This is a genomic window from Roseomonas sp. TF40, assembly GCF_057219975.1.
In genome coordinates, this window is the sequence record NZ_JBXVVR010000003.1 from 225,884 (window position 1) to 251,438 (window position 25,555).

The 25,555-nt window shown below is 71.4% G+C and carries 29 protein-coding genes; 19 read left to right on the top strand and 10 right to left on the bottom strand.

Going from position 1 to position 25,555, the window contains the following annotated elements:
* The first annotated feature begins 7 nt into the window (after window positions 1-7).
* The 4 genes from AC2D9U_RS10920 (at window position 8) to AC2D9U_RS10935 (ending at window position 4,642) form a co-directional block, all read left to right on the top strand.
* Entirely contained in the window at window positions 8-622 is a 615-nt protein-coding gene (locus tag AC2D9U_RS10920) for a J domain-containing protein (RefSeq protein WP_484748739.1), read from the top strand.
* Window positions 623-694: 72 nt separating this feature from the next.
* A complete protein-coding gene (gene cobS / locus AC2D9U_RS10925; RefSeq protein ID WP_484748741.1) occupies window positions 695-1,705 on the top strand; it encodes a cobaltochelatase subunit CobS in 1,011 nt (336 codons plus the stop codon).
* Window positions 1,706-1,713: 8 nt separating this feature from the next.
* Window positions 1,714-3,582: a cobaltochelatase subunit CobT gene (cobT, locus tag AC2D9U_RS10930; protein ID WP_484748744.1), complete on the top strand. Its 1,869-nt coding sequence runs from the start codon at window positions 1,714-1,716 to the stop codon at window positions 3,580-3,582.
* A gap of 52 nt (window positions 3,583-3,634) precedes the next feature.
* Entirely contained in the window at window positions 3,635-4,642 is a 1,008-nt protein-coding gene (locus AC2D9U_RS10935; RefSeq protein WP_484748746.1) for an esterase-like activity of phytase family protein, read from the top strand.
* Here AC2D9U_RS10935 and AC2D9U_RS10940 read toward each other — a convergent pair.
* From AC2D9U_RS10940 to AC2D9U_RS10955, 4 genes are all read right to left on the bottom strand, one after another.
* Window positions 4,636-5,424, bottom strand: a complete 789-nt coding sequence (locus AC2D9U_RS10940; RefSeq protein ID WP_484748748.1) for a sensor histidine kinase — start codon at window positions 5,422-5,424, stop codon at window positions 4,636-4,638. The genes AC2D9U_RS10935 and AC2D9U_RS10940 overlap by 7 nt on opposite strands.
* Window positions 5,425-5,557: 133 nt before the next feature.
* Complete coding sequence (gene rpmB / locus AC2D9U_RS10945) at window positions 5,558-5,854, bottom strand: 50S ribosomal protein L28 (RefSeq protein WP_484748750.1); 297 nt, start codon at window positions 5,852-5,854, stop codon at window positions 5,558-5,560.
* A 135-nt stretch (window positions 5,855-5,989) separates the two neighbouring features.
* Window positions 5,990-6,268 carry a hypothetical protein gene (locus AC2D9U_RS10950; protein WP_484748752.1) on the bottom strand — a complete coding sequence of 93 codons (279 nt, stop codon included), beginning with the start codon at window positions 6,266-6,268 and terminating at the stop codon, window positions 5,990-5,992.
* Window positions 6,269-6,323: 55 nt separating this feature from the next.
* Window positions 6,324-8,174, bottom strand: coding sequence for an ABCB family ABC transporter ATP-binding protein/permease (locus AC2D9U_RS10955; protein ID WP_484748755.1), 1,851 nt, complete (start codon window positions 8,172-8,174; stop codon window positions 6,324-6,326).
* A gap of 101 nt (window positions 8,175-8,275) precedes the next feature.
* Here AC2D9U_RS10955 and AC2D9U_RS10960 point away from each other — a divergent pair, with 101 nt between their 5' ends.
* Window positions 8,276-9,151 (top strand): NUDIX hydrolase, encoded by an 876-nt coding sequence (locus AC2D9U_RS10960; protein ID WP_484748756.1) that lies wholly within the window; start codon window positions 8,276-8,278, stop codon window positions 9,149-9,151.
* A gap of 32 nt (window positions 9,152-9,183) precedes the next feature.
* Complete coding sequence (locus tag AC2D9U_RS10965) at window positions 9,184-9,657, top strand: MmcB family DNA repair protein (protein ID WP_484748758.1); 474 nt, start codon at window positions 9,184-9,186, stop codon at window positions 9,655-9,657.
* Here the strand turns inward: AC2D9U_RS10965 and AC2D9U_RS10970 are convergent.
* On the bottom strand, window positions 9,644-10,576 hold the full coding sequence (locus AC2D9U_RS10970) for a PfkB family carbohydrate kinase (protein ID WP_484748761.1): 933 nt from the start codon (window positions 10,574-10,576) through the stop codon (window positions 9,644-9,646). The two genes, AC2D9U_RS10965 and AC2D9U_RS10970, sit on opposite strands and share 14 nt — an antisense overlap.
* A gap of 137 nt (window positions 10,577-10,713) precedes the next feature.
* Here AC2D9U_RS10970 and AC2D9U_RS10975 point away from each other — a divergent pair, with 137 nt between their 5' ends.
* From AC2D9U_RS10975 to soxA, 6 genes are all read left to right on the top strand, one after another.
* A complete protein-coding gene (locus AC2D9U_RS10975; protein ID WP_484748764.1) occupies window positions 10,714-11,172 on the top strand; it encodes a (2Fe-2S)-binding protein in 459 nt (152 codons plus the stop codon).
* A 13-nt stretch (window positions 11,173-11,185) separates the two neighbouring features.
* On the top strand, window positions 11,186-13,363 hold the full coding sequence (locus tag AC2D9U_RS10980; protein WP_484748767.1) for a xanthine dehydrogenase family protein molybdopterin-binding subunit: 2,178 nt from the start codon (window positions 11,186-11,188) through the stop codon (window positions 13,361-13,363).
* Entirely contained in the window at window positions 13,360-13,791 is a 432-nt protein-coding gene (soxX, locus tag AC2D9U_RS10985; protein ID WP_484748769.1) for a sulfur oxidation c-type cytochrome SoxX, read from the top strand. The genes AC2D9U_RS10980 and soxX overlap by 4 nt, the downstream gene beginning before the upstream one ends.
* 4 nt (window positions 13,792-13,795) lie before the next feature.
* Window positions 13,796-14,236: a thiosulfate oxidation carrier protein SoxY gene (locus tag AC2D9U_RS10990; protein ID WP_484748772.1), complete on the top strand. Its 441-nt coding sequence runs from the start codon at window positions 13,796-13,798 to the stop codon at window positions 14,234-14,236.
* Between the two features lie 150 nt (window positions 14,237-14,386).
* On the top strand, window positions 14,387-14,710 hold the full coding sequence (locus tag AC2D9U_RS10995) for a thiosulfate oxidation carrier complex protein SoxZ (protein ID WP_484748775.1): 324 nt from the start codon (window positions 14,387-14,389) through the stop codon (window positions 14,708-14,710).
* 146 nt (window positions 14,711-14,856) lie between these two features.
* A complete protein-coding gene (gene soxA, locus AC2D9U_RS11000; protein WP_484748777.1) occupies window positions 14,857-15,579 on the top strand; it encodes a sulfur oxidation c-type cytochrome SoxA in 723 nt (240 codons plus the stop codon).
* A 6-nt stretch (window positions 15,580-15,585) separates the two neighbouring features.
* Here soxA and AC2D9U_RS11005 read toward each other — a convergent pair whose 3' ends face one another.
* The 4 genes from AC2D9U_RS11005 to AC2D9U_RS11020 all read right to left on the bottom strand — a co-directional run bounded on the left by AC2D9U_RS11005 (window position 15,586) and on the right by AC2D9U_RS11020 (window position 20,401).
* Window positions 15,586-16,560, bottom strand: coding sequence for a Bug family tripartite tricarboxylate transporter substrate binding protein (locus AC2D9U_RS11005; protein ID WP_484748780.1), 975 nt, complete (start codon window positions 16,558-16,560; stop codon window positions 15,586-15,588).
* Between the two features lie 196 nt (window positions 16,561-16,756).
* Entirely contained in the window at window positions 16,757-17,932 is a 1,176-nt protein-coding gene (locus AC2D9U_RS11010; RefSeq protein ID WP_484748783.1) for a M20 aminoacylase family protein, read from the bottom strand.
* 25 nt (window positions 17,933-17,957) lie between these two features.
* Entirely contained in the window at window positions 17,958-18,692 is a 735-nt protein-coding gene (locus tag AC2D9U_RS11015) for an SDR family oxidoreductase (protein WP_484748784.1), read from the bottom strand.
* Window positions 18,689-20,401 (bottom strand): dihydroxy-acid dehydratase, encoded by a 1,713-nt coding sequence (locus AC2D9U_RS11020; protein ID WP_484748788.1) that lies wholly within the window; start codon window positions 20,399-20,401, stop codon window positions 18,689-18,691. Before AC2D9U_RS11020 ends, AC2D9U_RS11015 begins: the two co-directional genes overlap by 4 nt.
* 156 nt (window positions 20,402-20,557) lie before the next feature.
* Here AC2D9U_RS11020 and rplM point away from each other — a divergent pair, with 156 nt between their 5' ends.
* From rplM to AC2D9U_RS11055, 7 genes are all read left to right on the top strand, one after another.
* The gene (rplM, locus tag AC2D9U_RS11025; protein ID WP_484749686.1) at window positions 20,558-21,049 is read left to right on the top strand and encodes a 50S ribosomal protein L13; all 492 of its coding nucleotides are present in this window, start codon (window positions 20,558-20,560) and stop codon (window positions 21,047-21,049) included.
* 1 nt (window position 21,050) lies between these two features.
* The gene (rpsI, locus tag AC2D9U_RS11030) at window positions 21,051-21,560 is read left to right on the top strand and encodes a 30S ribosomal protein S9 (protein ID WP_484748790.1); all 510 of its coding nucleotides are present in this window, start codon (window positions 21,051-21,053) and stop codon (window positions 21,558-21,560) included.
* A 96-nt stretch (window positions 21,561-21,656) separates the two neighbouring features.
* Window positions 21,657-22,619 (top strand): N-acetyl-gamma-glutamyl-phosphate reductase, encoded by a 963-nt coding sequence (argC, locus tag AC2D9U_RS11035; protein WP_484748791.1) that lies wholly within the window; start codon window positions 21,657-21,659, stop codon window positions 22,617-22,619.
* 6 nt (window positions 22,620-22,625) lie between these two features.
* Window positions 22,626-23,150 carry a gamma carbonic anhydrase family protein gene (locus AC2D9U_RS11040; protein ID WP_484748794.1) on the top strand — a complete coding sequence of 175 codons (525 nt, stop codon included), beginning with the start codon at window positions 22,626-22,628 and terminating at the stop codon, window positions 23,148-23,150.
* Entirely contained in the window at window positions 23,147-23,707 is a 561-nt protein-coding gene (locus AC2D9U_RS11045) for a hypothetical protein (RefSeq protein WP_484748797.1), read from the top strand. Before AC2D9U_RS11040 ends, AC2D9U_RS11045 begins: the two co-directional genes overlap by 4 nt.
* A 22-nt stretch (window positions 23,708-23,729) precedes the next feature.
* On the top strand, window positions 23,730-24,281 hold the full coding sequence (locus AC2D9U_RS11050; protein WP_484748798.1) for a hypothetical protein: 552 nt from the start codon (window positions 23,730-23,732) through the stop codon (window positions 24,279-24,281).
* Between the two features lie 26 nt (window positions 24,282-24,307).
* Complete coding sequence (locus AC2D9U_RS11055; protein WP_484748801.1) at window positions 24,308-24,937, top strand: hypothetical protein; 630 nt, start codon at window positions 24,308-24,310, stop codon at window positions 24,935-24,937.
* Here the strand turns inward: AC2D9U_RS11055 and AC2D9U_RS11060 are convergent.
* Complete coding sequence (locus tag AC2D9U_RS11060; RefSeq protein ID WP_484748804.1) at window positions 24,930-25,553, bottom strand: MarC family protein; 624 nt, start codon at window positions 25,551-25,553, stop codon at window positions 24,930-24,932. The genes AC2D9U_RS11055 and AC2D9U_RS11060 overlap by 8 nt on opposite strands.
* Between the last annotated feature and the right edge of the window lie 2 nt (window positions 25,554-25,555).

The window sequence follows — 25,555 nt, forward strand, 5'->3', positions numbered from 1 at the left end:
CCGCGCGATGGCACGAAAGGGCGAGAGGATCGGCTTGGCGGCGAGCGCGCCCGAAGCCCCGACACGGTTCTGTGAGGAACCGGGCTGTGGCCTCGCCGGCGAGTATCGCGCCCCGCGCGACCGCAGGGCGCTGAACGAGTATCGCTGGTTCTGCCTGGAGCATGTGCGCGCCTACAACCGCGCCTGGGACTACTACAAGGGCATGGGCCCGGGCGAGATCGAGGCCAATCTGCGCGCCGATGCCGGCTGGCAGCGCCCGACCTGGCCGCTCGGGCGCCTTGGCGGCGCCAACCCCTTCGACAGCGAACACCTGGTGGACCCGCTGGGCGTGCTGGGGGCCACCCCCCTGCACCAGGCGCGGCGCGAGCGCCAGAAGCGGCCGGACGAACCCCCGGCCGAGCTGCGCGCCGCCCTCGACCTGCTCGGCCTGGCCTGGCCGCTGGATGCGACGATGCTGCGCGACCGCTACAAGGAGCTTGCCAAGCGCTACCACCCGGATGCGAATGGCGGGGACCGCTCGGCCGAGGAAAAGCTGAAGGACATCAACCGCGCCTACAGCCTGCTGCGCCGCAGCCTGCCCGCCGCGCTGTCCGAACGCGCCCGCGCCGCGGCCTCCGCGTAATTGCGCGCGCCCGGGTAGCCGGGTTCGCCGAGCCGCCTTAGATTGCCCCCCAAGCCACAGACGGACTGAGAGATGACCAAGCTCGCCAGTGTTGCCGAGATCCAGCCGACCAGCGCGATCGACATGCCCGATACCAAGGTCGTCGTGCGCGACGTCTTCGGCATCGACAGCGACATGGTCGTGCCCGCCTATTCGGTGCGCACCGAACATGTGCCGGAGCTCGACAGCTCCTACAAGTTCGACCGCGACACGACGCTGGCGATTCTGGCCGGCTTCGCCTTCAACCGCCGCGTGATGGTCCAGGGCTATCACGGCACCGGCAAGTCCACGCATATCGAGCAGGTGGCCGCACGGCTGAACTGGCCCTGCATCCGCGTGAACCTCGACAGCCACATCAGCCGCATCGACCTGATCGGCAAGGACGCCATCGTCCTCAAGGACGGCAAGCAGATCACCGAATTCCGCGAGGGCATCCTGCCCTGGGCGCTGCAGCACCCCTGCGCGCTGGTCTTCGACGAGTACGATGCCGGCCGCCCGGACGTGATGTTCGTGATCCAGCGCGTGCTGGAGGTGGAGGGCAAGCTCACCCTGCTCGACCAGAACCGCGTGATCCGCCCGCACAGGCAGTTCCGCCTCTTCGCCACGGCGAACACGGTGGGCCTGGGCGACACGACGGGCCTCTATCATGGCACGCAGCAGATCAACCAGGGCCAGATGGACCGCTGGAACATCGTGGCCACGCTGAACTACCTGCCGCATGCGCAGGAGACGGCGATCGTCATGGCCAAGCTCGGCCTCGACGAGAAGGATGCGAAGCTGAAGCGCCAGACCGAGGCGATGGTGGCCCTGGCCGACCTCACCCGCGCGGGCTTCATCGCCGGCGACATCTCCACCGTGATGAGCCCGCGCACGGTCATCACCTGGGCCGAGAATGCGCGCATCTTCGGCGATCTCGGCTTCGCCTTCCGCATGTCCTTCCTGAACAAGTGCGATGAGGCCGAGCGCTCGACGGTGGCGGAATACTACCAGCGCTGCTTCAACGAGGAGCTGAACACGGGCAGCCTGCTGCGCAAGGCGGGCTGAGCCCGCCGATGGCGAACCCGAAGGACCAGACGCGGCAGGAAGAGTTCAAGCGCGCCACCGCCGGCGTGCTGCGCGCCATCGCGCGCCAGCCCGAGGTGCAGGTCGCCTACCAGCCCGGCCCTTCGGGCCTCGCCGGCAAGCGCGCGCGCCTGCCGCTGCCCACCCGCGCCTTGCCGCCCGCCGAGATGGCGAAGCTGCGCGGCGCGGCGGATGCCATCGCGCTCAAGCTGCGCCACCATGATGAGGGCGTGCACGCCGCGCGCCTGCCGGCCCGACGCGAGGCCAAGGAGGTCTTCGACGCGCTGGAGGATGTGCGCGTCGAGGTCGTCGGCAGCCAGCACATGTCCGGGGTCGCCGCCAATCTGCGCGCCCGCCTCGCCGAGCAATGCGAGGCCGAGGGCTATGACCGGATGACGCGCAAGGACCAGCTGCCGCTGGCCGCGGCACTCGGCCTGCTGGCGCGCGAGCGTATCTCCGGTGAGGCCGTGCCCGCCGCGGCGCAGCGCATCCTGGAGCTGTGGCGCGATTCCCTCGGCGAGAAGGGCGAGCTTGCCCTGGCCGAGATGGCCGAGGCCCGCGCCGACCAGGACGCCTTCGGCCGCGCCGCGCGCAAGCTGCTCGCCGCGCTCGACCTGGCGGAAGCCGAGGTCGAGGCCGAATCCGAACAGGACGAGGAAGAGGGCGAGGGTGGCGAGACCTCGAGCCAGCAGGACCAGTCCGGCGAGGGCGAGGCCCAGGCGCAGGACCAGGAGAGCATGCTCGGCGCCCAGCCCGAGACCATGCAGGGCGACGCCTCGGAGGAAGAGACCGACCAGGGCGAGGAGGACGGCGCCGCGGCCGAGGGCGATGACCGCCCCGGCGGGCCGCAGCAGCGCCGCGACACGCCGCCCGTGGACGATGCCTCGGTCTATCGCGCCTTCACGAAGAATTTCGACGAGGTGGTGGAGGCCGACGATCTCTGCGACGCCGAGGAACTCGCCCGGCTGCGCCAGCAGCTCGACCAGCAGCTGTCCCACCTGCAGGGCGTGGTCTCGAAGCTCGCGAACCGGCTGCAGCGCCGCCTGATGGCGCAGCAGCAGCGCGCCTGGGAATTCGACCTCGAGGAAGGGCTGCTCGATGTCGCGCGCCTCGCCCGCGTCGTCGTCAACCCGATGCAGTCGCTCTCCTACAAGCATGAGCGCGAGGCGGATTTCCGCGACACGGTGGTCTCCCTGCTGATCGACAATTCGGGCTCGATGCGCGGAAGGCCGATCACGGTGGCGGCGATGTGCTGCGACATCCTGGCGCGCACGCTGGAACGCTGCTCGGTGAAGGTGGAGATCCTGGGCTTCACCACCCGCGCCTGGAAGGGCGGGCAATCGCGCGAGCGCTGGGTGGCGGAAGGCAAGCCGCGCAATCCGGGGCGGCTGAACGATCTGCGGCACGTGGTCTACAAGGCGGCCGACGCCCCCTGGCGGCGCGCGCGGAAGAATCTCGGCCTGATGCTGCGCGAGGGGCTGCTGAAGGAGAATATCGACGGCGAGGCGCTGGAATGGGCGTATCGCCGGCTGCTGACGCGCACCGAGCATCGCCGCATCCTGATGGTGATCTCCGACGGCGCGCCGGTGGATGATTCGACGCTCAGCGTGAACCCGGGCAACTACCTCGAACGCCATCTGCGCAAGGTGATCGGCGAGATCGAGGGGCGCGAGGCGGTGGAGCTGATCGCGATCGGCATCGGCCATGACGTCACGCGCTACTACCGCCGCGCGGTCACCATCGTGGATGCCGAGGAGCTGGGCGGCACGATGATGAAGAAGCTCGCCGAGCTCTTCGACGAGGATGCCGGCATGGCGTGGCAAAGGGCCGCCGCCGAACGCGCGCCTGCGATCGGATGACTAGCCGCGGCCCCTTGCCACGCGGCTGTTTCCCGCATGCCTTCGGCACGCATTGCCCGCATGCCTTCGGCATGACGCAAAGGGCCGCCGCCGAACGCGCGCCCGCGATCGGCTGAGCCGGGCGCTCACACGGCGCGGGCTGCTCGGCCTCTTCGCGGCCCTGCCGGGCTGCGCGGCGGCGGAGACGCCGCTCACCCGCCCGCTGCCGCTGGCGCCCCTGCCGGAGGGCGGGGCGCTGCGACTGCTGGGCGGGCTGGAGATCGACCGGGCGGGCCTGGGCTTCGGCGGGCTGTCGGGGCTGCACCTCGCCCCCGACCTGACCGTGACGGTGATCAGCGACCTCGCGCAGTTCGCGCAATTCCGGCTGCGGCTGGATGCGGCGCTGCGGCCGCAGGGGCTCGACCTGCTGCGGCGCGGGGGGCTTGGCGATGGGCGGGGCCGGCCGCTGGCGCGTGGCCATGCGGGCGATGCCGAATCCCTGGTGCGGCTGGCCGATGGCTGGCTGGTGGGCTTCGAGCGCTGGCACCGCATCCGCCGCTACCAGGACCTCGCCGGCCCGGGCGCCTATGTCGCCGCGCCGGAGGGGCTTGAGGCCGCGCCGCGCAATGGCGGGCTGGAGGCGCTGGCGCTGCTCGCCGATGGGCGCTTCCTGGCGTTGGCTGAGGCGCTGCCCGCCCCCGAGCATCCCGGCGCGACACGGGGCTGGATCGGCGCCCCGGGCGCCTGGGGCCCCCTCGCCTGGCGCGCCGGCCCCGAGATGGCGCCGGTGGATGCGGCGGGCCTGTCGGAGGGCGGTGCCCTGGTGCTGGAGCGCGCCTTCTCCCTGCTCGGCGGCTTCCGCGCCCGGCTGGTCCGCGTGCCGCAAGCTGCCCTGCGCCCCGGCGCCCTGGCCGAGGGGGAGGAACTGCTTTCGCTCAGCGACCCCCTGCCGGCGGAGAATTGGGAGGGCGTGGCGGTGCTGGACTATCGCGGCCGGCGGCTGGTGGCGCTGGTCTCCGACGACAATGAGAGCCTCTTCCAGCGCAGCCTGTTCCTGCTGCTGGAGTTGCGGGGTCAGTAGGCTTCCAGCAGCCGCGCCCGTGGCAGGGTGAGCCAGGCGCGGGCGCCGATCCCGGGCGCACTCTCCAGCCGGATATCCCCGCCATGCGCCGCCGCCAGCGACCGCGCGAGGCTGAGCCCGAGGTCGAGTCCCCGCGTGCCGCTGACCGGCCCCGCGGTCTCGGCGACGAGGTCCTGGCTCGGCATGCCGTCGCCCTCATCCTCCACGATGATCGCCACCGTCTCGGCCGCCATGACGTGGCGCAGCGCGATCACGTCATTCTCGCGGGAGTGGCGGGCGGCGCGGCGCAGCAGGGCGCCGATGGCCCCTTCCAGCGCGCGGCGATCGGCGCGCACGGTCAAGGTGCGCAGGGCCGGGTCGACCTGCCAATGGCGACGGCCGGGCCGGATCTGCGCGGCGACGGAGGCGACGGCGGCGTCGATCAGCGGGCCGAGCTGGGCGGGGGCGTCATGCAGGCTGCGCGCCGTGGCCTCGGTGGCGAAGTCGGCGAGGTCGTCGGCGAGGCGGAGCAATTGCTGGGCGACCGAATCGAGCGTCGCCGCTTCGCGTTCCAGCCGGCGTTCGGGGGGCAGCAGGTCGAGCTGGCCCATCAGCACCAGGCCGGGCCCGCGCAACTCCTGCGCGGCAAGGGAGAGGCAGCGCCCGCGCGCCGCGGCCAGCCGTTCCGCCGCGGCCACCTGGTCCCGCGCTGCGCGCAGGGAGGCGCGCTGGTGCCAGGCCAGGGCCGCGAGCAGCACAACGGCAAGCTGAAGAACAATGAGGGGAATCGAGCCATCCATCATGTGAGGGATGATGGCGCCGAATCTCTTGCGGAAAGGTTAACGCCGCATCGTTGTGCCGCCGGCGCTGGACAAAAAAACAGGGGCGACGGTAACCCTCGTCAACCCCTGTCAGCCCGGCCTGACAGCGCGGGGTTCAGCCCGCGGCGCGCTTTTCCTGCGCCTTTTCCAGGCGGCGCTTCAGCAGCTTCGCCTCGGTCGGCAGGCGGCGATCCGGCGTGCCGAGCAGGAAGGCGTCGAGCCCGCCATTGTGCTCCACCGTGCGCATGCCGTTCACCGTCAGACGCATGCGCACCGGGGTGCCCAGGATCTCGGAGAAGAAGGACGCATCCTGCAGGTTCGGCAGGTAGCGGCGGCGCGTCTTGTTGTTGGCGTGGCTGACGTTGTTGCCCGTCAGCACGCCCTTGCCGGTGATACCGCAGCGGCGGGCCATGATGCTCAATTCCCGAAAAAGCAGCCGACAGAGGGGGAAGAGACCGCCCCGAATGCCGTTCGCAGTGTGATCCGAAGGGGCGCCGTATCGCGGAAAGCGCGCGGCGCGTCAAGGCTTGGATGGGCGGCGGCGGCCTCAGCCCGGGCTGCCGCCGGGGCCCGGGGCGCCGCCCTGGGCCTCGCGCATCGCCGCCAGTTCGCCGGCCTCGACCGAGGCGAGGGCGCTGCGCAGCACCTGCGCCACGGCCTGGTCGTTCATGGTGCGGCTGAGCATGCCCAGCGCACCGCCCAGCAGGGCAGAGGCGACCGAGATCGGCATGATCCCCTGCTCGAGCATGTACTCGATCGCCTTGTCCACCACCGAGCCGGCATGGCTCAGATCTTCGGGGGCCATGCCCTCGGGGTCGAATTGCATATGCCGTACTCCTGTCCTCGGGCATTTAGGTTGCGCGGGCGCGCAGGGAAAGCCCCTATTCCGCCGCGGCGGCCGCGAGTCGGGCCGCTTCCTCCGCCGCCGCCACGGCCTCCGACTGCCGGCGCCACATGGCGGCGTAGAGGCCATCGGCGGCGATCAGCGCGGCGTGGTTGCCGCGCTCGGCCACCAGCCCGTCCTGCAGCACGATGATCTCATCGGCATCGACCACGGTGGACAGGCGGTGGGCGATCACCAGCGTGGTGCGCCCGCGCGCCGCGTCGCGCAGCGCGGACTGGATCTCCTGCTCCGTGCGGGTGTCCAGCGCGCTGGTCGCCTCGTCCAGGATCAGCAGCTTCGGGTCCTTGAGCAGCGTGCGCGCGATGGCCACGCGCTGCTTCTCGCCGCCCGAGAGCTTCAGGCCACGCTCACCCACCCGCGTGTCGTAGCCATCGGGCAGGCGCAGCACGAAGTCATGCACCTGGGCGAGCTTCGCCGCGGCCTCGACCTCCTCCTGCGTCGCGCCGGGGCGGCCATAGGCGATGTTGTAGCGGATCGTGTCGTTGAACAGCACCGTGTCCTGCGGCACCACGCCGATGGCGGCGCGCACGCTGCCCTGCTGCACGTCGCGCACATCCTGCCCGTCGATCAGCACGCGGCCCGACTGCGTGTCGTAGAAGCGGAACAGCAGGCGCGAGATGGTGGATTTCCCCGCCCCCGTCGGCCCGACGATGGCGAGCGTGCCGCCCGCCGGCACGGCGAAGCTCACGCCCTTGAGGATGGTGCGGTCGGGCCGGTAGCCGAAGCGCACATCCTCGAAGGCGATCGTGCCCTCGGTGACCTTGAGCGGCGGCGCGCCGGGCTTGTCGGCCACTTCCGCGCCCTCGCCCAGCAGGCGGAACATCGCCTCCATGTCGGTCAGGCCCTGCTTGATCTCGCGATAGGCGAAACCGAGGATGTTCAGCGGCAGCGAGAGCTGGATCATGTAGGTGTTGACCAGCACGAAATCGCCCACGCTCATCGTCCCGCCCGTCACGCGCCCGGCGGCGAGCATCATCACCGCGGTCAGGCCGAAGGCGATGATCGATTGCTGGCCGAAGTTCAGCCCGTTCAGGCTGATCTCGCTGCGCACATAGGCGCGCTCATAGCGTTCGAGGCTGGCATCGTAGCGCCGCGCCTCATGCGCCTCATTGCCGAAATACTTCACCGTCTCGTAGTTCAGCAGGCTGTCCACGGCGCGGTTGTTGGCTTCCGTGTCCTGCTCGTTCATCGCGCGGCGGAAGCGCAGGCGCCAATTGGTGAACATCAGCGTGAAGGTGATGTAGATGCCGATCGTCACCAGCACGATCAGGCTGAAGGAGATCTCGAACATCCACCACAGGATCGCCGAGACCAGCAGGATCTCGAAGATCGTGGGGATGATGTTGAACAGCAGGAAGTCGAGCACGAAGATGATGCCGCGCGTGCCGCGCTCCAGCACCCGCGAAAGCCCGCCGGTCTGCCGGTCCAGGTGGAAGCGGAGACTCAGCGCGTGCAGGTGCTGGAACACCCGCAGCCCGATGCGGCGCGAGGCGCGGGCCTGCACCTTGGCGAAGATCGCGTCGCGCAATTCGTTCAGCCCGCTGGCCGTCAGGCGCATCAGGCCATAGGCCAGCACCAGGGCGATCGGGATGGCGAGCATCGCGCCCGCGCCGTCCTGGGGTGCCAGCGCATCCACCGCGCGGGCGAAGGCGATGGGCACCAGCACGTTCACCGCCTTGGCCACCACCAGCAGCGAGAGGCTGGCGACCACGCGGAAGCGCAGCCCGGCCTCGCCCTCGGGCCAGAGATAGGGAAGCAGGGTGATCAGGGTGCGGAGGTGATTCTGCTCGCCCGCCTTGGCGGCGGCCGTCGGGGCAGGGGGGGACAAGGCGGACTCCAGAACGGGTTGCCCACAAAATGGGGCCTGATGGCCGCGCCGCAAAGCCGCGCCGGCTTCCTAGGTATGTCCCCAGCGCGCTACAGGGCTGCATGACCCTGGGTGACACCCTCCTCGACCGGCTCGAGGCGCATATCCGCGCCTGCAACAACATCGCCTCGCCCGCGCACCTCATCGCCTTCCGGCTCGGCGCCGAGCAGGTCGGCTGGCTGGGCCTCGAACTGGCGCGCTGGCTCGCCTTCCGCCCGCGCGACTTCCATTTCGACGCGGCGGGCGTGGCCATGGCCGGGCGGTTGCGTGCCGCGGACGCGCGCAGCCTGGCGCTCGATTCGGCGGTGAAGGCGCTGGCCGCGCAGGGCGCGCTGCGCCATCGCAATGAGGCCTTCGATGTGCGCGCCACCCCCGACGGCCCCGTCCTCGCCACGCTGGATCGCGGCGCGCTGCCGGCCTTCGGCGTCATCTCCCAGGGCGTGCATGTGAACGGCTTCGTGCGCCGGCCAGGGGGCCTGCATCTGTGGTGCGGCTGGCGCTCCCGCGCCAAGCCGGTGGCGCCGGGGCAGATGGACAACATCATCGCCGGCGGCATCCCCGCCGGGCTGACCCCGGCCGAATGCCTGGTGAAGGAGGCGGCGGAGGAGGCCTCGCTGCCCGCCGAACTCGCCGTGCAGGCGCGCCCCGTTGGCCGCGTCTCCTATGTCATGGCGAATGAGGAGGGGCTGCGGCGCGACGTGCTGCACTGCTACGACCTCGAACTGCCGGAGGGCTTCACGCCGCGGCCGAATGACGACGAGGTCGAGCGCTTCGAACTGCGCCCGGTCGCCGATGTGCTGGACGAGGTGCTGGAGGGCAGCCGCGTGAAGTTCAACGTGAACCTCGTGCTGATCGACTTCTTCCTCCGCCACGGCGTGATCGCCCCGGGCGAGGCGGCCGCCGCGCGGCTGCGCGCGGGCCTTGACCAGGTTGCTTGACGCGACCCTGAACACAGCATGAACATGGCGGCATGTCCGCCAGCCTTACCGCCCCCGAGCGCACCTTCGCCATCCATCGCGCCGCCGCGCGCTTCTGCGCGGAACTCGGCTGGGCGCCGCTCAGCGAGGTCACGCTGCCGAATGGCAGGCGGGCCGACATCCTGGCGCTGACCCAAGAGGGCCGGCTGCTGATCCTGGAGGTGAAATCCTGCGCGCGGGATTTCCTCGCCGACCGCAAATGGCCCGACTATCGCGACTATTGCGATGCGCTCTACTTCGCCGTCGATCCCGATTTCCCGCAGGAATTGCTCCCCGAGGATGTCGGCCTCCTGGTCGCCTCCGCCGAGGACAGCGCCCTGCTGCGCGAGGCGCCGGGCCATCCCCTGCCGCCGGCGCGCCGGCGGGCGCTGACGCTGCGCTATGCGATGGTCGCCGCCACGCGCCTCGCCGCCACGACCGACCCGGAGGGCTTCGCCGCCCGTCGCGCCGCCCTCAACGCGGAATAGAGCCCGGCCATCCGGCCGCCAGCAGCGCCGTGACCTCGGCGCGGTCCGGGCAGCCGAGCCTGCCGCCGAAGCGCGTGCATTTCAGGCTCGCCGCCGCGATGGCGAAGGCGATGGCGGCCTCTGTCGGCCGACCCTCGGCCAGGGCGAGGGCGAGGGCGCCGTGGAAGACGTCGCCGGCCGCGAGCGTATCCACCACCTCGACCTTCGGCGCGGGAATGTGGCGCAGCGCGCCGCCTTCGATCCAGAGATAGCCATCCGGCCCGCAGCTTGCGCCCACATGGCCCTGTTGCTGCGCGCTCACGCGGCGCAGGGCGGGCTCCACCGCGGCCTCGCCGGTATAGGCGAGCAGCCCGGCATCGGAGAACACGGCATGGTCGGCGAGCGGGACCAGCCGGCGCAGGATCTCCACCGGGGCAACGTCGCCATCGACCATGCGCGGCAGGCCGAGGCGCGCGGCCTCCAGCAGCGCGGCCTCCGCACCTTCGGGCCAGCGCACGTCGCAATGCAGGAAATCGGCCTGGCGCAGGCGCTCCAGCGGCAGCCAGGCGGGGGATGCGTCCACCGATGCATCGTGGAAGGGCACGACCAGGCGGTTGCCCGTGGCGTCCACCAGGATGGTGGCGTGGGAGGAGGCGGCGCCGGGGATGGCGTGCAGCCCGGTGACGTCGAGCCCCTCCGCCGCAAGCTCGGCACGGATCTGCCCACCCGGCGCATCCGCGCCGATCCGCGCCCAGACGGCGGCCTGCCCGCCCAGCTTCCGGAAGGCGCAGGCGGCGGAGATCGCCATGCCATCGACCAGCCGGCAGCCCTCCCGCGCCAGCACCTTGGCGGGCAGGGGCGGGATGGCGTCGATGCGGTAGATCGTGCTGGCGCAGACGGCGCCGAGGGCGATCAGGCGGGGGATGGGACGGGTGCTCATGGCCGCGAGCCTATCGCCGATCCGTGATCCGCTGGCCAGCGGCCGCGCTGCGCGGCGCTTGACCGCGCGGCCGCGACCCTCCCATGCTTGGCATAAGCGCAGCCCCGCCCAAGGCGCCCCCCAGGGAGACATCCGAGATGCAGAAGCTCAACGTGAACGGCCGTGCCGTGGAGTTGAACATCGACCCCGACACGCCCCTGCTCTGGGCGCTGCGCGACCATGTCGGCGTCACCGGCACGAAATATGGCTGCGGTGTGGGCGCCTGCGGCGCCTGCACCGTGCATATCGATGGCCAGGCCGTGCGCTCCTGCTCCCTGCCGGTCTCGGCGGTGACGGAAAGCCAGCAGATCGTGACCATCGAGGGCCTCTCGCCCGAGGGCAACCACCCCGTGCAGGTCGCCTGGCGCGCACTGGATGTGCCGCAATGCGGCTTCTGCCAGTCCGGCATGATCATGGCGGCGGCCGCCCTGCTGGCCGAGAAGCCGCGCCCCACCGACGCCGACATCGACGCGGCGATGAGCAACATCTGCCGTTGTGGCACCTATAGCCGTGTGCGGGCGGGCATCCACCGCGCCGCCGGCGGCATCACGGGCTGAGGGGGGCAGGACCATGACCATGCACCAGGATCTGCGCGCCTCGCGCCGTGGCGTTCTCAAGGCCGCCGGCGCGCTCGCGGTGGGCTTCCACCTCGCCCCGCGCGGCGCGCTGGCGCAGGCGGCCGCACCGAGCGCGACGCCCGAGATCAATGCCTGGGTGGTGATCCACCCGGATGACCGCGTGGTGCTGCGCATGGCGCGCGCCGAGATGGGCCAGGGCACGCGCACCGGCCTCGCGCAGATGATCGCCGAGGAGCTGCATTGCGACTGGTCGAAGATCACGACCGAATACGTCACCCCCGGCCAGAGCCTGGCGCGCAACCGCGCCTGGGGGAATTTCCTGACCGCGGGCAGCCAGGGCATCCGCCAGAGCCAGGACTATGTGCGCCGCGGCGGGGCGGTGGCGCGCACCATGCTGGTCCAGGCGGCGGCCGCGCAATGGGGCGTGCCGGTGGGCGAATGCGTGGCGAAGGACAGCGTGATCACCCATCGCCCGACCGGGCGCACGCTGCGCTATGGCGAGGTCGCGGGCGCGGCCGCGCGCCTCTCGCCCCCCGCCGAGGTGGCGCTGAAGGCACCGTCCGAATGGACCGTGATCGGCACCAACAAGCCTCGGCTCGACACGGCGGAGAAGACCACGGGCAAGCTGATCTACGGCTCGGACCTCAAGATGCCGGGGATGCTCGTGGCGGTGCCGCGGCGCTGCCCGGTCTTCGGCGGCAAGCTGGTCTCCTTCGATGCGGCGAAGATCAGCGGCATGCCCGGCGTGCGCCATGTGCTGCGCGTGAATGACGGCGCCGTGGCCGTGGTGGGCGACACCTTCTGGCAGGCCAAGAAGGCGCTGGATGCGCTGCCCATCGTCTGGGATGGCGGCGAGAATGCGCGGGTCTCCTCCGCCACCATCGATGCCCGCCTGACCGAGGGGCTGGATGCGGCGGAAGCCTTCATCGGCAACCAGAACGGCGATGCGCGCGCGGCCATCGCCGCCGCGCCGCGCAAGGTGGAGGCGGTCTACTCCTACCCCTTCCAGAACCACGCGCCGATGGAGCCGATGAACGCGACCGTGGTCTGGACGCCGACACGGTGTGACGTCTGGTGCCCGACCCAGAATGGCGAGGCCGCGCTGGTCGCCGCCGCCGGGGCGGCCGGCCTGCCGCAGACCGCCTGCGACATCCACCGCATGGATCTCGGCGGCGGCTTTGGCCGGCGCACCACGCATGACTGGCTGATCGACGCCGTGCTCATCGCCAAGCAGCTTCCCGGCATCCCGGTGAAGACGCAGTGGACGCGCGAGGAGGACATGGTGCAGGGGCGCTACCACCCCGTCACCAAGGCGAAGATGACCGCCGGCATCGATGCGAATGGCGAGATCACCGGGCTGCACATGCGCATCTCCGGCCAGTCGATCCTGTCCTTCGTCTTCCCCACCGCGCTGCAGAACGGGCGCGATCCGGTGCAGTTCCAGGGGCTCAACGCCTCGGGGGCGGAGAGCGCGATCGGCTACACCTTCCCGAACCTGCTGATCGACCATGCGATGCGCAACACGCATGTGCCGCCGCATTTCTGGCGCGGCGTGAATCACAACCAGAACGCGGTCTATCTGGAGTGCTTCCTCGACGAGGTGGCGCACGCCACCAACCAGGATCCGCTCGCGCTGCGCCGCAAGCTGATGGGCAACCACCCGAAGCATCTGGCGGTGCTGAATGCGGTGGCGGAGAGGATCGGCTGGGGCAGCCCCGCCCCGGCGGGCGTGTTCCGCGGCATCGCGCAGCAGATGGGCTTCGGCAGCTATGTCGCGGCGGCGGCGGAGGTTTCCGTCAGCGCGCGCGGCGAGCTCAAGATCCATCGCATCGTCGCCGCCACGGATTGCGGTGTGGCCGTCAATCCGCAGCAGATCGCGATGCAGATCGAGGGCTCCTTCGTCTATGGCCTCTCCGCGCTGCTGCATGGCGAGTGCACGGTGAAGGACGGCGCCATCGAGCAGACGAATTTCGACACCTACCGCGTCCTGCACATGGAGGAGATGCCGAAGGTCGAGAGCATCGTCATGCCCTCCGGCGGGTTCTGGGGCGGGGTGGGTGAGCCCACGATCATGGTGGCGGCGCCGGCGGTGCTGAACGCCATCTTCGCGGCCACCGGCAAGCGCATCCGCAACCTGCCGATCAAGGACCAGGATCTGCGCCGGGCGTGAGGCATTGGTGGGCGCTGCTGCTGCTCGCCGCACCGGTTGCGGCGAGCGAGGTGGCGCCCTTCACCGTCACGGGCGATGCCATCGAGGCCCCGCTCGCGGGCCTCATCGGCGATGCGCGGCGGGGCGAGGCCGTGGTGCGCAACCGCGAGACTGCCAATTGCCTGATCTGCCACAGCATCCCCGGCACGGCTGAGCGCTTCATGGGCGATGTCGGCCCGGCCCTGGCGGGCGTTGCGGATCGGCTCACGCCGGGCCAGATGCGCCTGCGCCTGGTGGATGCAACGCTGCTGAATCCGGGCGCGGTGATGCCCGCCTATCACCGCACCGAGGGCCTGGTCCGTGTCGATGCGCGCTTCGCGGGCCGCCCGGTGCTGGGCGCGCAGGAGATCGAGGATGTCGTCGCCTATCTCGCGACGCTGAAGGAGTAAGGGGATGCACGCGATCACCCGCCGCGCCGCCCTGGCGCTGGCCGCCCTGCCCGCCGTGGCGGGGGCGAGCGAGCCGGAGGAGAGCTTCGAGGCTGCCCAGCGCGCCATCCTCGCCGGGCGCAGGCCGCGCGCCGATGGCATCACCATCGACATGGCGCAGCTTTCGGAGAACGGCAATTCGGTGGACATCGCACTCAGCGTGGACAGCCCGACCACGCCGGCCGACCACGTCACCGCCATCCATATCCTGGCCGAGAAGAACCCGGTGGCGCGGGTGGCGCGCTTCGACCTCACGCCGCGCGCCGGCCAGGCGGCGGTGGCGACCCGCATCCGCCTCGCCACCACCCAGAGCATCGTGGTGCTGGCCGAGACCAGCCGGGGCGAGGTGCATCGCGCGTCGCAGGAGGTCATCGTGATCCTCGGCGCCTGCGTGGACGGAGGTTGATATGCAAAGGCGTATCGAAGAGTCCTGCCTGCGGCCCGCAGGGCCGAGGCGCCGAACGGCGCCCGCCGCTGATGCGGCGAAGCCAAGCCGCGCGGATGCGCGGCGCCCGGCGTCTGAGGGGCGCGAAGGTTTATCCTTCGCGCACGCCAAGTGAACCCGATCACCGCCCGCATCACCCTGCCCGCCAGCGCGAAGCGTGGGGAGGTCGTGCCCGTGCGCGTGCTGGTGCGCCACGACATGGAGCGCGGCATCGACGCGCCCGGCCTGGTGCGCGTGCCGCGCAGGATCCTGCACAGCATGCGCGTGACCTATGCGGGGGCGGAGGTGTTCCGCATGGCGCTCTCCACCGGCATCACCGCCAACCCCTACATCGCCTTCACCACCGTCGCGGTCGAGACCGGCGACATGGTCTTCGAATGGGTCGAGGATGGCGGCGCGGTCTATCAGCGCAGCGCGCGGCTGGTTGTGACGTGAGCGATCGGGAAACCCTCTCCCCCGCTGATGGGGGAGAGGGCTGGGTGAGGGGGACGTCCCGGAAGCTGAAGGCGTTCATCGCCCGACGCTCCCCCCTCACCCAGCCCTCTCCCCCCAAGGGGGGGAGAGGGTTCCAGGCTGCGCTCGTGGCGCTCGTGCTCGGCCTGTGCACCGCCGCCGTCGCCGCCGACCTCCGCCCCAGCCGCGACTTCCTGCCCCCCACGATGCGCGCCCAGCAGGAGGACCCGACCCGCCATCCGGGCTGGCTCTTTGTGGATGAGGGCGAGGCGCTGTGGCAGCGCGGCGCCAGATCCTGCCAATCCTGCCACGGCGGCATCGAACGCATGGCCGGCGTTGCCACGCGCTACCCGGCCGTCGCCGCCGATGGCGCGCTGCTGAACCTCGAGGCGCGGATCGAGCGCTGCCGCACCGAGCAGCAGAACGAGGCGCCCTTCGGCTATGAAAGCGAGCCCCTGCTCTCGCTCACCGCCGCCATCGCGCAGCGTTCGCGCGGGATGCCGATGTCGGTGCCCACCGACGGCCCGGCGGCCGCCTTCCTCGCCGAGGGGCGGCGGCTCTACGAGACGCGCCAGGGCCAGCTCAACCTCGCCTGCGGGCAATGCCATGACGACAATGCCGGGCGGCGGCTGCGCGGCGATGTGATCTCCAACGGGCTCGGCACCGGCTATCCGGCCTATCGGCTGGAATGGAACGGCATGGGCTCGCTGCACCGCCGGCTGCGCGCCTGTTCGCTCGGCGTGCGGGCGACGCAGTTCCAGCTTGGCGGGCCGGAATACCTCGCCCTGGAGTTGTTCCTCGCCGCCCGGGCCACGGGCCTCCCGGTGGAGGCGCCGGGGCTCAGGCGGTAGGGCGCTTCAATCCGCGAACTGCCCCGCGGCGACGATCAGCGGGCGCAGCCGCGCGATCTCGCTGGCCAGGAAGCGGGTGTGGTAGTCCGGCGTCGCCTCCGCATCCGTGGCCGTGGTGGTGAGGGTTTCCGCGTAGCGCTGGCGCAGCCTGTCCTCGCGCATCGCCGCGCGCATCGCCTGGGCCAGGCGCTGCTGGATCTCGGCCGGCGTGCCGGCGGCGGCGTAGAGCCCGTGCCAGGCGGACATCACCAGATCCACACCCTGCTCGCGCGCGGTCGGCACGTCGAAGCCCGGGATGCGCTCGGTGGTGGTCACGGCGAAGGCCCTGATCCGCCCGTCGCGCGCGAAGGGCGCGGCGATGGTCGCCTGGTCGCAGGAGATGTCGAGCCGCCCGGCCATCATCTCGGTCATGGCGGGCGCGCTGCCGCGATAGACGATGGTGGTGGCGTTGCGCCCGGCGGCAGCCTGCAAGAGCATCCCGCAGAGCTGGTTCGACCCGCCGAGCCCGGCATGGCCGAGGTTGAGCCGGTCTCCCTGCTCGCGCATCACGGCGAGGTAGCTGGGCAGGTCACGCGCCGGGAAGTCGGGCCGGGCGACGATCGCCATGCCGGTGTGCGAGACGAGGCCGAGCGGCGCGAGGCTGCGCTCGATGTTGAAGGGCAGCTGGCGATAGAGCGTCGCCGCGGCGGCGAGGCCGATATGGTGGATCAGCAACGTCTGCCCATCGGGGCGGGATTGCGCGACGCGCGCGGCGGCGATGGTGCCACCGGCGCCGGTCACGTTCTCCACCACCACGGATTGGCCGAGGTCGCGCGCCATGCCGTCCGCGATCAGGCGGCCGATCATGTCCGTCCCGCCGCCGGGGGCGAAGGGGATCAGGATGGTGATGGGCCGCGCCGGCACACCCTGTGCGCCGGCGCGCGTGCCGATGAAGGGCGTGGCAAGCGCGCTGGCCAGCAGCGTGCGGCGCGTCGGGTACATGGGGCTTCCTCGTGGCTTCTTTTGCGAACGGCTCTGCGACCGTCCCGCGAAGCTTAGAGCAATATGCGTTCAGATGGAATCATCTGAACGCATTTCTTGCTCTAGATTCAATGATTTGCAGAGCACGAGCTGCGTTCATCAGAACGCAGCGTGCTCTAGCGGGAAGCGCCCCTGCCGCAAGGCAAGGGCGGGCCGGCTATCCGCGCGGCAGTTCCTGCTCCGCCAGGGTGGCGAACCAGGAGGCGCCGATGGGCAGGATCTCGTCGTTGAAGTCGTATTTCGGGTGGTGGACCATGGCGTCGCCCTCACCCTTGCCGCCGCCCAGGAACAGATAGGCGCCGGGGCATTCGTTCAGCATGAAGCTGAAATCCTCACCGCCCATGGTGGGCTGGGGCAGGGGTCGGGCGCGGGAGTCGCCCACCACGGCCGCGGCGGCGCGCGCGGCGATGGCGGTGCTCTCCGCCTCATTCACCGTCGCCGGATAGGCGCGGGTGAAGCTGCAGGTGGCAGCGCCGCCCATGGCGCTGGCGATGCCCTTCACCGTCTCGGTGAAGCGCTTCTCCAGCAGGTCGCCCACTTCGGGCAGGAACCAGCGCGCCGTGCCGCGCAGTGACACCGTCTCGGGGATCACGTTGAAGGTATGCCCGCCGGTGATGTGGGCGATGGTCAGCACGCCCGATTCCAGCGGGCTGACATTGCGCGCGACGACACTCTGCAAGGCGGAGACGATCTGCGCGGCGATGACGATGGGATCGACACCGTTATGCGGCATGGCGCCATGCGCGCCGCGCCCGGTGATGGTGGCCTCCAGATTGGCCACCGCCGCCATCACCGGCCCCGGCGCGTGCAGGAAGATGCCGGCCGGCGCGCCGGGCCAGTTGTGCATGCCGAAGACGCGCTGCATCGGGAAGCGCTGGAACAGGCCTTCCTTCACCATCACCTCGCCCCCCGCGAGGTTCTCCTCGGCCGGCTGGAAGATCAGGTAGACGGTGCCGTCGAAATTGCGCGTCTCGGCCAGGTAGCGCGCCGCGCCGAGCAGCATGGTGGTGTGGCCGTCATGGCCGCAGGCATGCATCAGCCCCGGTGTCTGCGAGGCATAGGGCTTGCCCGTCTCCTCGGTGATCGGCAGCGCGTCCATGTCGGCGCGGAAGCCGATGGCACGGGTGGAATTGCCCGTGCCGCGGATCACGCCGACCACGCCGGTCTTGGCGATGCCGGTGATGACCTCGTCGCAGCCGAACTCGCGCAGCTTGGCGGCGACGATGGCGGAGGTCCGCACCTCCTCGAAGCCGAGCTCCGGGTGCTGGTGGAAATCCTGCCGCCAGGCGGTCATGTCGGGGTGGAATTCGGCGATGCGGTTGACGATGGGCATGGGGATCTCCGGGGCGGCGCGCCGGTCAGGCGGCGAAGGGACGAGGGGTCAGGCCGAAGCGCGCGACCAGGGGCGCGATATCGATGGCGCCCGGTTGCAGCAAGGGGGCGATGGTGGCGGCCTGCAGTGGCTTGCGGAAGGGCAGGCGATCCAGCAGCCCGGCCTCGGTGCGCGGGGCCGGGGCGCCGGCGGCGCGGGCGATGGCGGCGAGTAAGTCCAGCGCCGGCATCGCGGTGGGCCCGGCGATGTCGATCACCTCCGGCGCATCGCCCAGGCTGTCGAGCCCGGCGAGGAGGCAGGTGGTGAGGTCGGCCAGATGGATCGGCTGCGCCACGCCGGGCGGCAGGAGCACCAGCGGATTCGCCTTGAGCGCGTTGGCCAGCGCGGCGACCCCATCGCCCGGGAAACCGTGGATGGCGCTGCTCCGCAGCAGCAGGCCCGCGCGGCCGCTGGCGACGAAGGCGGCGGCATCCTCCTTCACGCAGCCAAGCAGCAGGAAGCGCGCCGCGGCGGGGGCGGCGGCCAGCACCTCCGGCACGAAGCGCGCGGGCCCGCAATGCACGACGATCTCCGCGCCCTCCAGGCGTTTCGCGAGCGTCGGCGCATCCTCCAGGTCGGCGAAGACCGCCTCGGTGGTGATGGAGGTGAAAATCCAATGCGCGGCGTTGCGCACCACGGGCAGGAAGGGCCGCCCTTGCGCCTTCAGCGCCCGGCAGAGCGCCGCCCCGGCCGGGCTGGCGGCACCCAGGACAGCGATCATGGCGCTGCTTGAAGGAAGCGCAGATCCGCCCCTTCCGGCGCCTGGGTCACCTGCTCATGCACCAGCCGGTCCCAGCCGCGCGCCGGGGCGGGGGCGGGCGCCCAGGCGGCGCGGCGGGCGGCGAGCGTGGCGTCATCCACCAGCAGATCGAGCCGGCGGTCCTTCACGCTGAGCCGGATGCGGTCGCCCGTCTGCGCCAGGGCGAGCGGCCCGCCCACCGCGGCCTCGGGGGCGACATGCAGCACGATGGTGCCGAAGGCGGTGCCGGACATGCGGCAATCGCTGATGCGCACCATGTCCTTCACGCCCTGGCGGGCGAGCTTCTTGGGGATGGGCAGGTAGCCGGCCTCCGGCATGCCGGCGGGGCTGCGCGGGCCGGCCCCCTTCAGCACCAGGATGTCGGTCGGCAGCACGTCCAGATCCGGGTCGTCGATCCGATTGGCGAGGTCGGCGAGGCCGTCGAACACCAGGCAGCGCGCCTCGGTCTCGAAGAGCCCGGGCGTGGCGGCGCTGCGCTTGAGGATGGCGCCATCGGGCGCGAGGGAGCCGCGCAGCGTCACCAGGCCGCCCACCGGGCTCACCGGCTCGCTCCGGGCGCGGATGATCTTCCGGTCCACGAAATGCGATCCGTCCCCGATCCGATCCCGCAGCGTCACGCCATCCAGATCAAGGGTGTCGAGGTCCAGCAGGTCCCGCAATTCCCACAGCAGGGCGCGCATGCCGCCCGCCGCGTGGAAATCCTCCATGTAGCCCTCGCCGGTCGGCTTGAGGTCCACCAGCACGGGCGTGGTTTCGCTCAGCGCGTCCAGCCGCGCGAGGTCGAGGGTCAGGCCCGCCCGGCCCGCGATCGCCGCCAGATGCACCACCGCATTGGTCGAACCACCCAGCGCCAGCAGCACGCGCGTGGCGTTGTCGAGGTTGCCCTGCGTCATCAGCGAGAGCGGGCTGACCGGCTTGCCGATCAGCCGCACCGCCTGCGCGCCCGCTTCCTCCGCGATGCGCAGCCGGTCGGCATGCACGGCGGGGGCGGAGGCGGCGTCGAGCGGCATGAAGCCCAGCGTGGCGGCAAGGCAGGCCATGGTCGAGGCCGTGCCCATCACCCCGCAGGTGCCCGCCGTGGTGGCGAGCTTGCCCTCCAGGGTGCTGATCTTCTCGGCGGACACGTCACCCGCGCGATAGCGCGCCCAGTAGCGCCGGCAATCGGTGCAGGCGGAGAGCCGCTCGCCCTCGAAGGCCTGGGCCAGCATGGGGCCGACCACGAGCATGACGCTGGGCGTGCCCGCGCTGATCGCGGCCATGAGCTGCGCCGGCACGGTCTTGTCGCAGCCGCCGACCAGCACCGCGGCGTCCATCGGCTGGTTCGCCAGCATCGCCTCGGTGTCGAGCGCCATGAGGTTGCGGTAGTGCATGGAGCAGGGGCTGAGCGAGGGCTCGCAGAGCGACACGGTGGGGAAACTCAGCGGCAGGCCGCCGGCCGCCAGCACGCCGCGTTTCACCGCCTCGATCAGCTCGGGGATGGTGCGGTGGCAGTTGTTGTAGTCGCTGGCGGTATCCGCGATGCCCACCACCGGCTTGTCGAGCATGGCCTGGGAATAGCCCATGGATTTCGCGAAGGAGCGCCGCAGATAGAGCGCGAAGTCGCGATCGCCGTAGTTGGAGCTGTTCCGGGCGAGGCCGAAAGGGGCGGGGGGCTTTGGGACATCGGTCATGGGTGCAGCGAAGGCTACCCGGGCCGGCTTGTCCAGGGGGGCGGGGCGGGGTTGCGGTATCGGGTTACCGTCACCGGAAAACCCATGTCCGTGCTTGACTTTCCCGCGCCTCGCCGCGATACAGCGCGACCTTTCATTCGGAAGCCTGACAAGACCATGTTGACGAGACAGACAACCTCGGTGAAGCCGGCGGACGTCACCAAGGGCTGGGTGCTGATCGACGCCGACGGCCTGGTGCTCGGTCGCCTCGCGGCGCTCATCGCCAACCGCCTGCGCGGCAAGCACAAGGCCACCTTCACCCCGCATGTCGATTGCGGCGACCATGTCGTCGTCATCAACGCGAAGAAGGTGAAGGTGACCGGCCAGAAGGCGGAGCAGTCCGTGTTCTACTGGCACACCGGCTACCCCGGCGGCATCAAGGGCCGCACCGTGGCCGAACGCCTGGCCAGCCCGCACCCCGAGCGGGTGATCGAGAAGGCGGTGGAGCGCATGATCACGCGCGGCCCGCTCGGCCGCGCGCAGATGCGCAACCTGCACGTCTATGCGGGCCCCGAGCATCCGCATGCCGGCAACACCCCGGCGCTGCTCGATGTCGGCGCGCTGAACCGCAAGAACGTGGCCGGTGGCCCGGCCAAGAAGGTTGCCTGAGATGAGCGAGACCTCGACCCCGCGGACCGGCGGCTCCCTGGCTGAGCTCAAGGACCTGGTGAACGCCGCCGGTGGCCCCGCCGCCGCGCCCGCCGCCCTGCCCGTCGAGCCCAAGCGCGACGCGCTGGGCCGTTCCTACGCCACCGGCCGCCGCAAGAACGCCGTGGCCCGCGTCTGGGTGAAGCCCGGCAAGGGCAGCATCGAGATCAACGGCAAGCCGGCGGCGAAGTATTTCGCCCGCCCCGTGCTGCGCATGCTGATCACCCAGCCCTTCCTGGTGGCCGACCGCTACCAGCAGTTCGATGTCTTCGCGACCGTCGTCGGGGGTGGCCTCTCCGGCCAGGCCGGCGCGCTGCGCCACGGCATCTCCCGCGCGCTCACCTACTACGAGCCCGGCCTGCGCGGCATCCTGAAGAAGGCCGGCTTCCTGACGCGCGACCCCCGCGTGGTCGAGCGCAAGAAGTACGGCAAGGCGAAGGCGCGACGCAGCTTCCAGTTCAGCAAGCGCTGACCTGCGTCGTCATACCTTCACGTTTTTCCGAAGGGGGCGGGTCCGCAGGGACCCGCCCCTTTTGCTATCTTGGCCCTCCGCGACAGGAGCATGACCATGCCCAAGGGACCCATCCCCTCCGTCTTCATCGATGGCGAAGCCGGCACCACCGGCCTGCAGATCCGTGAGCGCCTCGCCCGCTTTCCGGGCCTCGTCCTGCGCTCCATCGCCGATGCCGATCGCAAGAACGCGGAGGCCAAGCGCGCGCTGATGGCGGAAGTCGATCTGGTCGTTCTCTGCCTGCCCGATGACGCGGCGAAGGAGAGTGCGGCCATGGCCGCGAGCCTCGGCGCCGCCGCGCCCAAGCTGATCGACGCCTCCACCGCGCACCGCACCGATCCCGCCTGGGTCTATGGCTTCCCCGAATTGAGCGCGGCGCAGGCCGCCGCCGTCGCGGGGGCGATGCGCGTCGCCAATCCGGGCTGCTACCCCACCGGCGGCATCGCGCTGATCCGCCCGCTGGTCGAGGCCGGGATCATGGCGCCGGACCATCCGGTCACCGTCAACGCCGTCTCGGGCTATAGCGGCGGCGGCAAGGCGATGATCGCGGAGTTCGAGCCCACGCGCAGCGCGGCGCCCTTCTTCCTCTACGGCCTGACGCTCGAGCACAAGCATGTGCCGGAGCTGCAGAAATACAGCGGGCTGACGCGCCGGCCGATCTTCGTCCCCAGCGTCGGCGCCTTCGCGCAGGGCATGCTGGTGAGCGTGCCGCTGCACCTCGCCACGCTGAACGGCAGCCCGCGCGTGGCGGATATCGAGGCCTGCCTGCGTGCCGCCTATGCGGGTTCGGGCTGGGTGCGCGTGGAGGCCGCGGATGGCAAGGCGCGGCTCGCGCCCGAGGATCTCAACGGCAGCAACTGGCTGGAGCTGCGCGTCTTCGGCTCCGACAAGCACGGCCAGGCGGTGCTGGTGGCGCGGCTCGACAATCTGGGCAAGGGTGCCTCGGGTGCCGCCGTGCAGAATATCGGGCTGATGCTCGGCCTGGACATCAACGCGGCCCTGCCGCTCGCAGCGGAGTAACCACCTTTGTCAACCTACCCCTTCGAAGGCAAGCTGCCCGCCATCCACGAGACCGCCTGGGTCGCGCCCACCGCGGTCGTCGTCGGCGATGTCGAGATCGGGCCCGACAGCTCGGTCTGGTATCACTGCGTGCTGCGCGGCGACACGAACATCATGCGCATCGGCGCGCGCACCAACATCCAGGACGGCTCGATCCTGCACCTGAACGCCGGCGCCGAGCCGCTGATCATCGGCGACGACGTCACCATCGGTCATGCCTGCATCGTGCATGCCTGCACGCTGAAGAACCGCGCCTTCGTCGGCATGGGGGCCACCGTGCTCGACCGCGCGGTGATCGAGGAAGGTGGCATGCTCGGCGCGGGCGGGCTGCTCACCCCCGGCAAGGTGATCGGCCCCAATGAGCTCTGGACCGGATCCCCCGCCAAGCTGGTGCGGGTGATGACGCCGGAGGAGCGCGCGCGCTTCGACAAGACCGCCGTGCACTATGTGGAGCTGGCCCGGCGCCACCGGGCCAGCCTCAGCGCGACGTGAGGCGCCGCGCCCTTCTGGCGCTGCCGCTGCTCGCCGCCTGCGCCGTTCCGCCGCCGCCCACCCCCGTCACCCTGCCCGACAGCGCGCTGCCGGAGGGGATCGGCGACCCGGTGCGCGCGGCGATCCTGGGCAGCGCCTTCGCCTTCGCGCAGCCTGCCAGCATCGCCGGTGACGCGGCCGCCGGCGCCACGGCGCTGGGCCAGGTGGAGTTCCTGGCGGTGGAACTCGCCGGCCCGCGCTGGATCGGCTTCGATCCGCTGGTGGTGCCGATGCTCTCCGAGGCGCGGGCGGAACTCCGCGCCGCGCTCGGCTTCGCGCCGCTGCTGCCGCCCCAGGGCGCGATCGATGCGCTGTTCGGCGCGGCCGCCGCGCTGCGGCGGAACGACCGGGAGGCGGCGCTGCGCGCCCTTTCCCCCTTGGCACCGGGGGCGGAAGCGGCGACGCTGGCGCGCCTGGCCGCCCTGCCGCCCCTGCCGCGCACAGCCCAGGCCACGGCGCGGGCGAACCGCGCGCTGATGCAGAGGGATCGAGGCAATGGCCGCCGCCCGTTGTTCTGACCATCTCCGACGCTTCGCGCTGTTGGCCCTGCTCGCGGTCGGTGCCTGCACCGGCGCGCCGCGCCTCGTGCAGGGGCCCGCGGTGCCGTTGCCGCCGCCACCGCCCGGCACGCCGAGCACCGCCGGTGATCCGGGGCGCGGGGCGGTGCTCGCCGCCGTCTACGCCTTCACCCGGCCTGAGCGCCTGCACGGCAACCCCGCCGCGGCCGCCCGTGCCGTGGCCGATCTGGAATGGATGGCCGCGACCCTGCCCTTCGAGCAGCAATGGATCGCCGCCAACCCGGCCACCTTCAGCCAGCTCGCCCTCGGCCGGGATGAGGTGCGCGCGGCCCTCGGGCTGGACGGCGCGGCGCCGCCGCACCGCGTCGCCGCCGCGCTCGGCCAGGCCGCGGTGGCGCTGGATCGGCAGGATCGCGCCGCGGCGGCCGGGGCGCTCGCCCCCGTCGCACCGGGCGGCGCCGATGGCGCGCTGCGCGTGCTCGAGGCGCTGCCCCGCCTGCCCCGCGCGGCCGAGGCCACCTCGCTCGCGGATCGCGAGATGCTGCGCCTGATGCAGGACGACCCCCTCTCCTGACCCGCTTCCTGGCAAGGGATACCGCCATGCGCGCCGGCCTGTGCTGCCTTGCTTTCCTGGCCCTGGCCGGCTGCGCGGAGCTGCGCGGCCCCGCGCCGGCCACGCGCATCCCGGCCGCGCTGGTGGCGGGCAGCGCCGATCCCGTGCGCCTCGCCGTGGACCAGGCGGCGGAGGCCTTCGCCGATGCCGGGCGCAGCCTCAACAACCAGCCCGCCCGCACCGCGCGCGCCGTGGCGCAGGTGGAGTTGCTCGGCGTGGAATTCGCCCGTGACCCGCGCTGGGCGGCACTGCCGGGGGGCGTGCGCTTCGAACTGCGCGCGGCGCGGACCGAACTGCGCGCCGCACTCGGCACCCGCGCCAATGCCGATCCCGACGCCGTGGTGCGCGCCCTGGCCGGGGTGCTGGTGGCGCTGGAGCGTGCGGATACGGCCGCCGCCGCCGCGGCGCTGGACGCGGCGCTGTTCGAGCCCGGCGGCAATGTGACGCTCGCGCGGCTCGCCCAGCCGGGCAGCCTGCCGCAGACCCGCAACGCAACCTCCCTGGTGCGGGAGGAGGTGGAGGCGCTGAGCCGCAGCCGCCTCGGCGGCATCGCCGGGGGGCTCGATCCGAATGCCGGCGCGCTGAACCAGACGCCCGGCTTCGGCAGTATCAGGTAGCCGCGAAGCTCTGCCGCACGCCGTCGAGGGCGATCTGCGCGGCGAGGGCCGCCAGCAGCACGCCGAGCACGCGGCCGATCACATGCCCGCCGGTCTTGCCGAGCAGCCGCGCCACCGTGCCCGCGCCGAGCAGGCAGACCAGCGTCAGCACCAGCACCACCACCAGCGCGGCGATGACGGCAAGGTATTCCTCGACGCTGCCGCGCGCCTGCTCGCGCATCAGGATCATGCTGGTCATGCCGCCGGGGCCGGCCAGCAGCGGGATGGCGAGCGGGAAGACGGAGATGTCGTTCTCCTCCGCGCCGGCCTTCTGCTCATCGGGCGTGGCGCGCAGGAAGGTCTGGCCCATCACCATGTCGGCGGCGAGCAGGAAGAGCAGCAACCCGCCCGCCACCTTCATCGCCGGCAGGCCGATGCCCAAGGCGCGCAGCAGCCAGCCGCCGGCGATCGAGAAGGCGACGAGGATGATGGAGGCGATGATGGTCGCGCGGATCGCCTGGCGGCGGCGTTCGGCCTCGGTGTTGTTCGTCGTCATCGAGGCGAAGATGACCGCCGTGCCCAGCGGATCGATGATCACCAGCAATGCGACGAGGGTGAAGCCGAAGCTCTCCAACATCC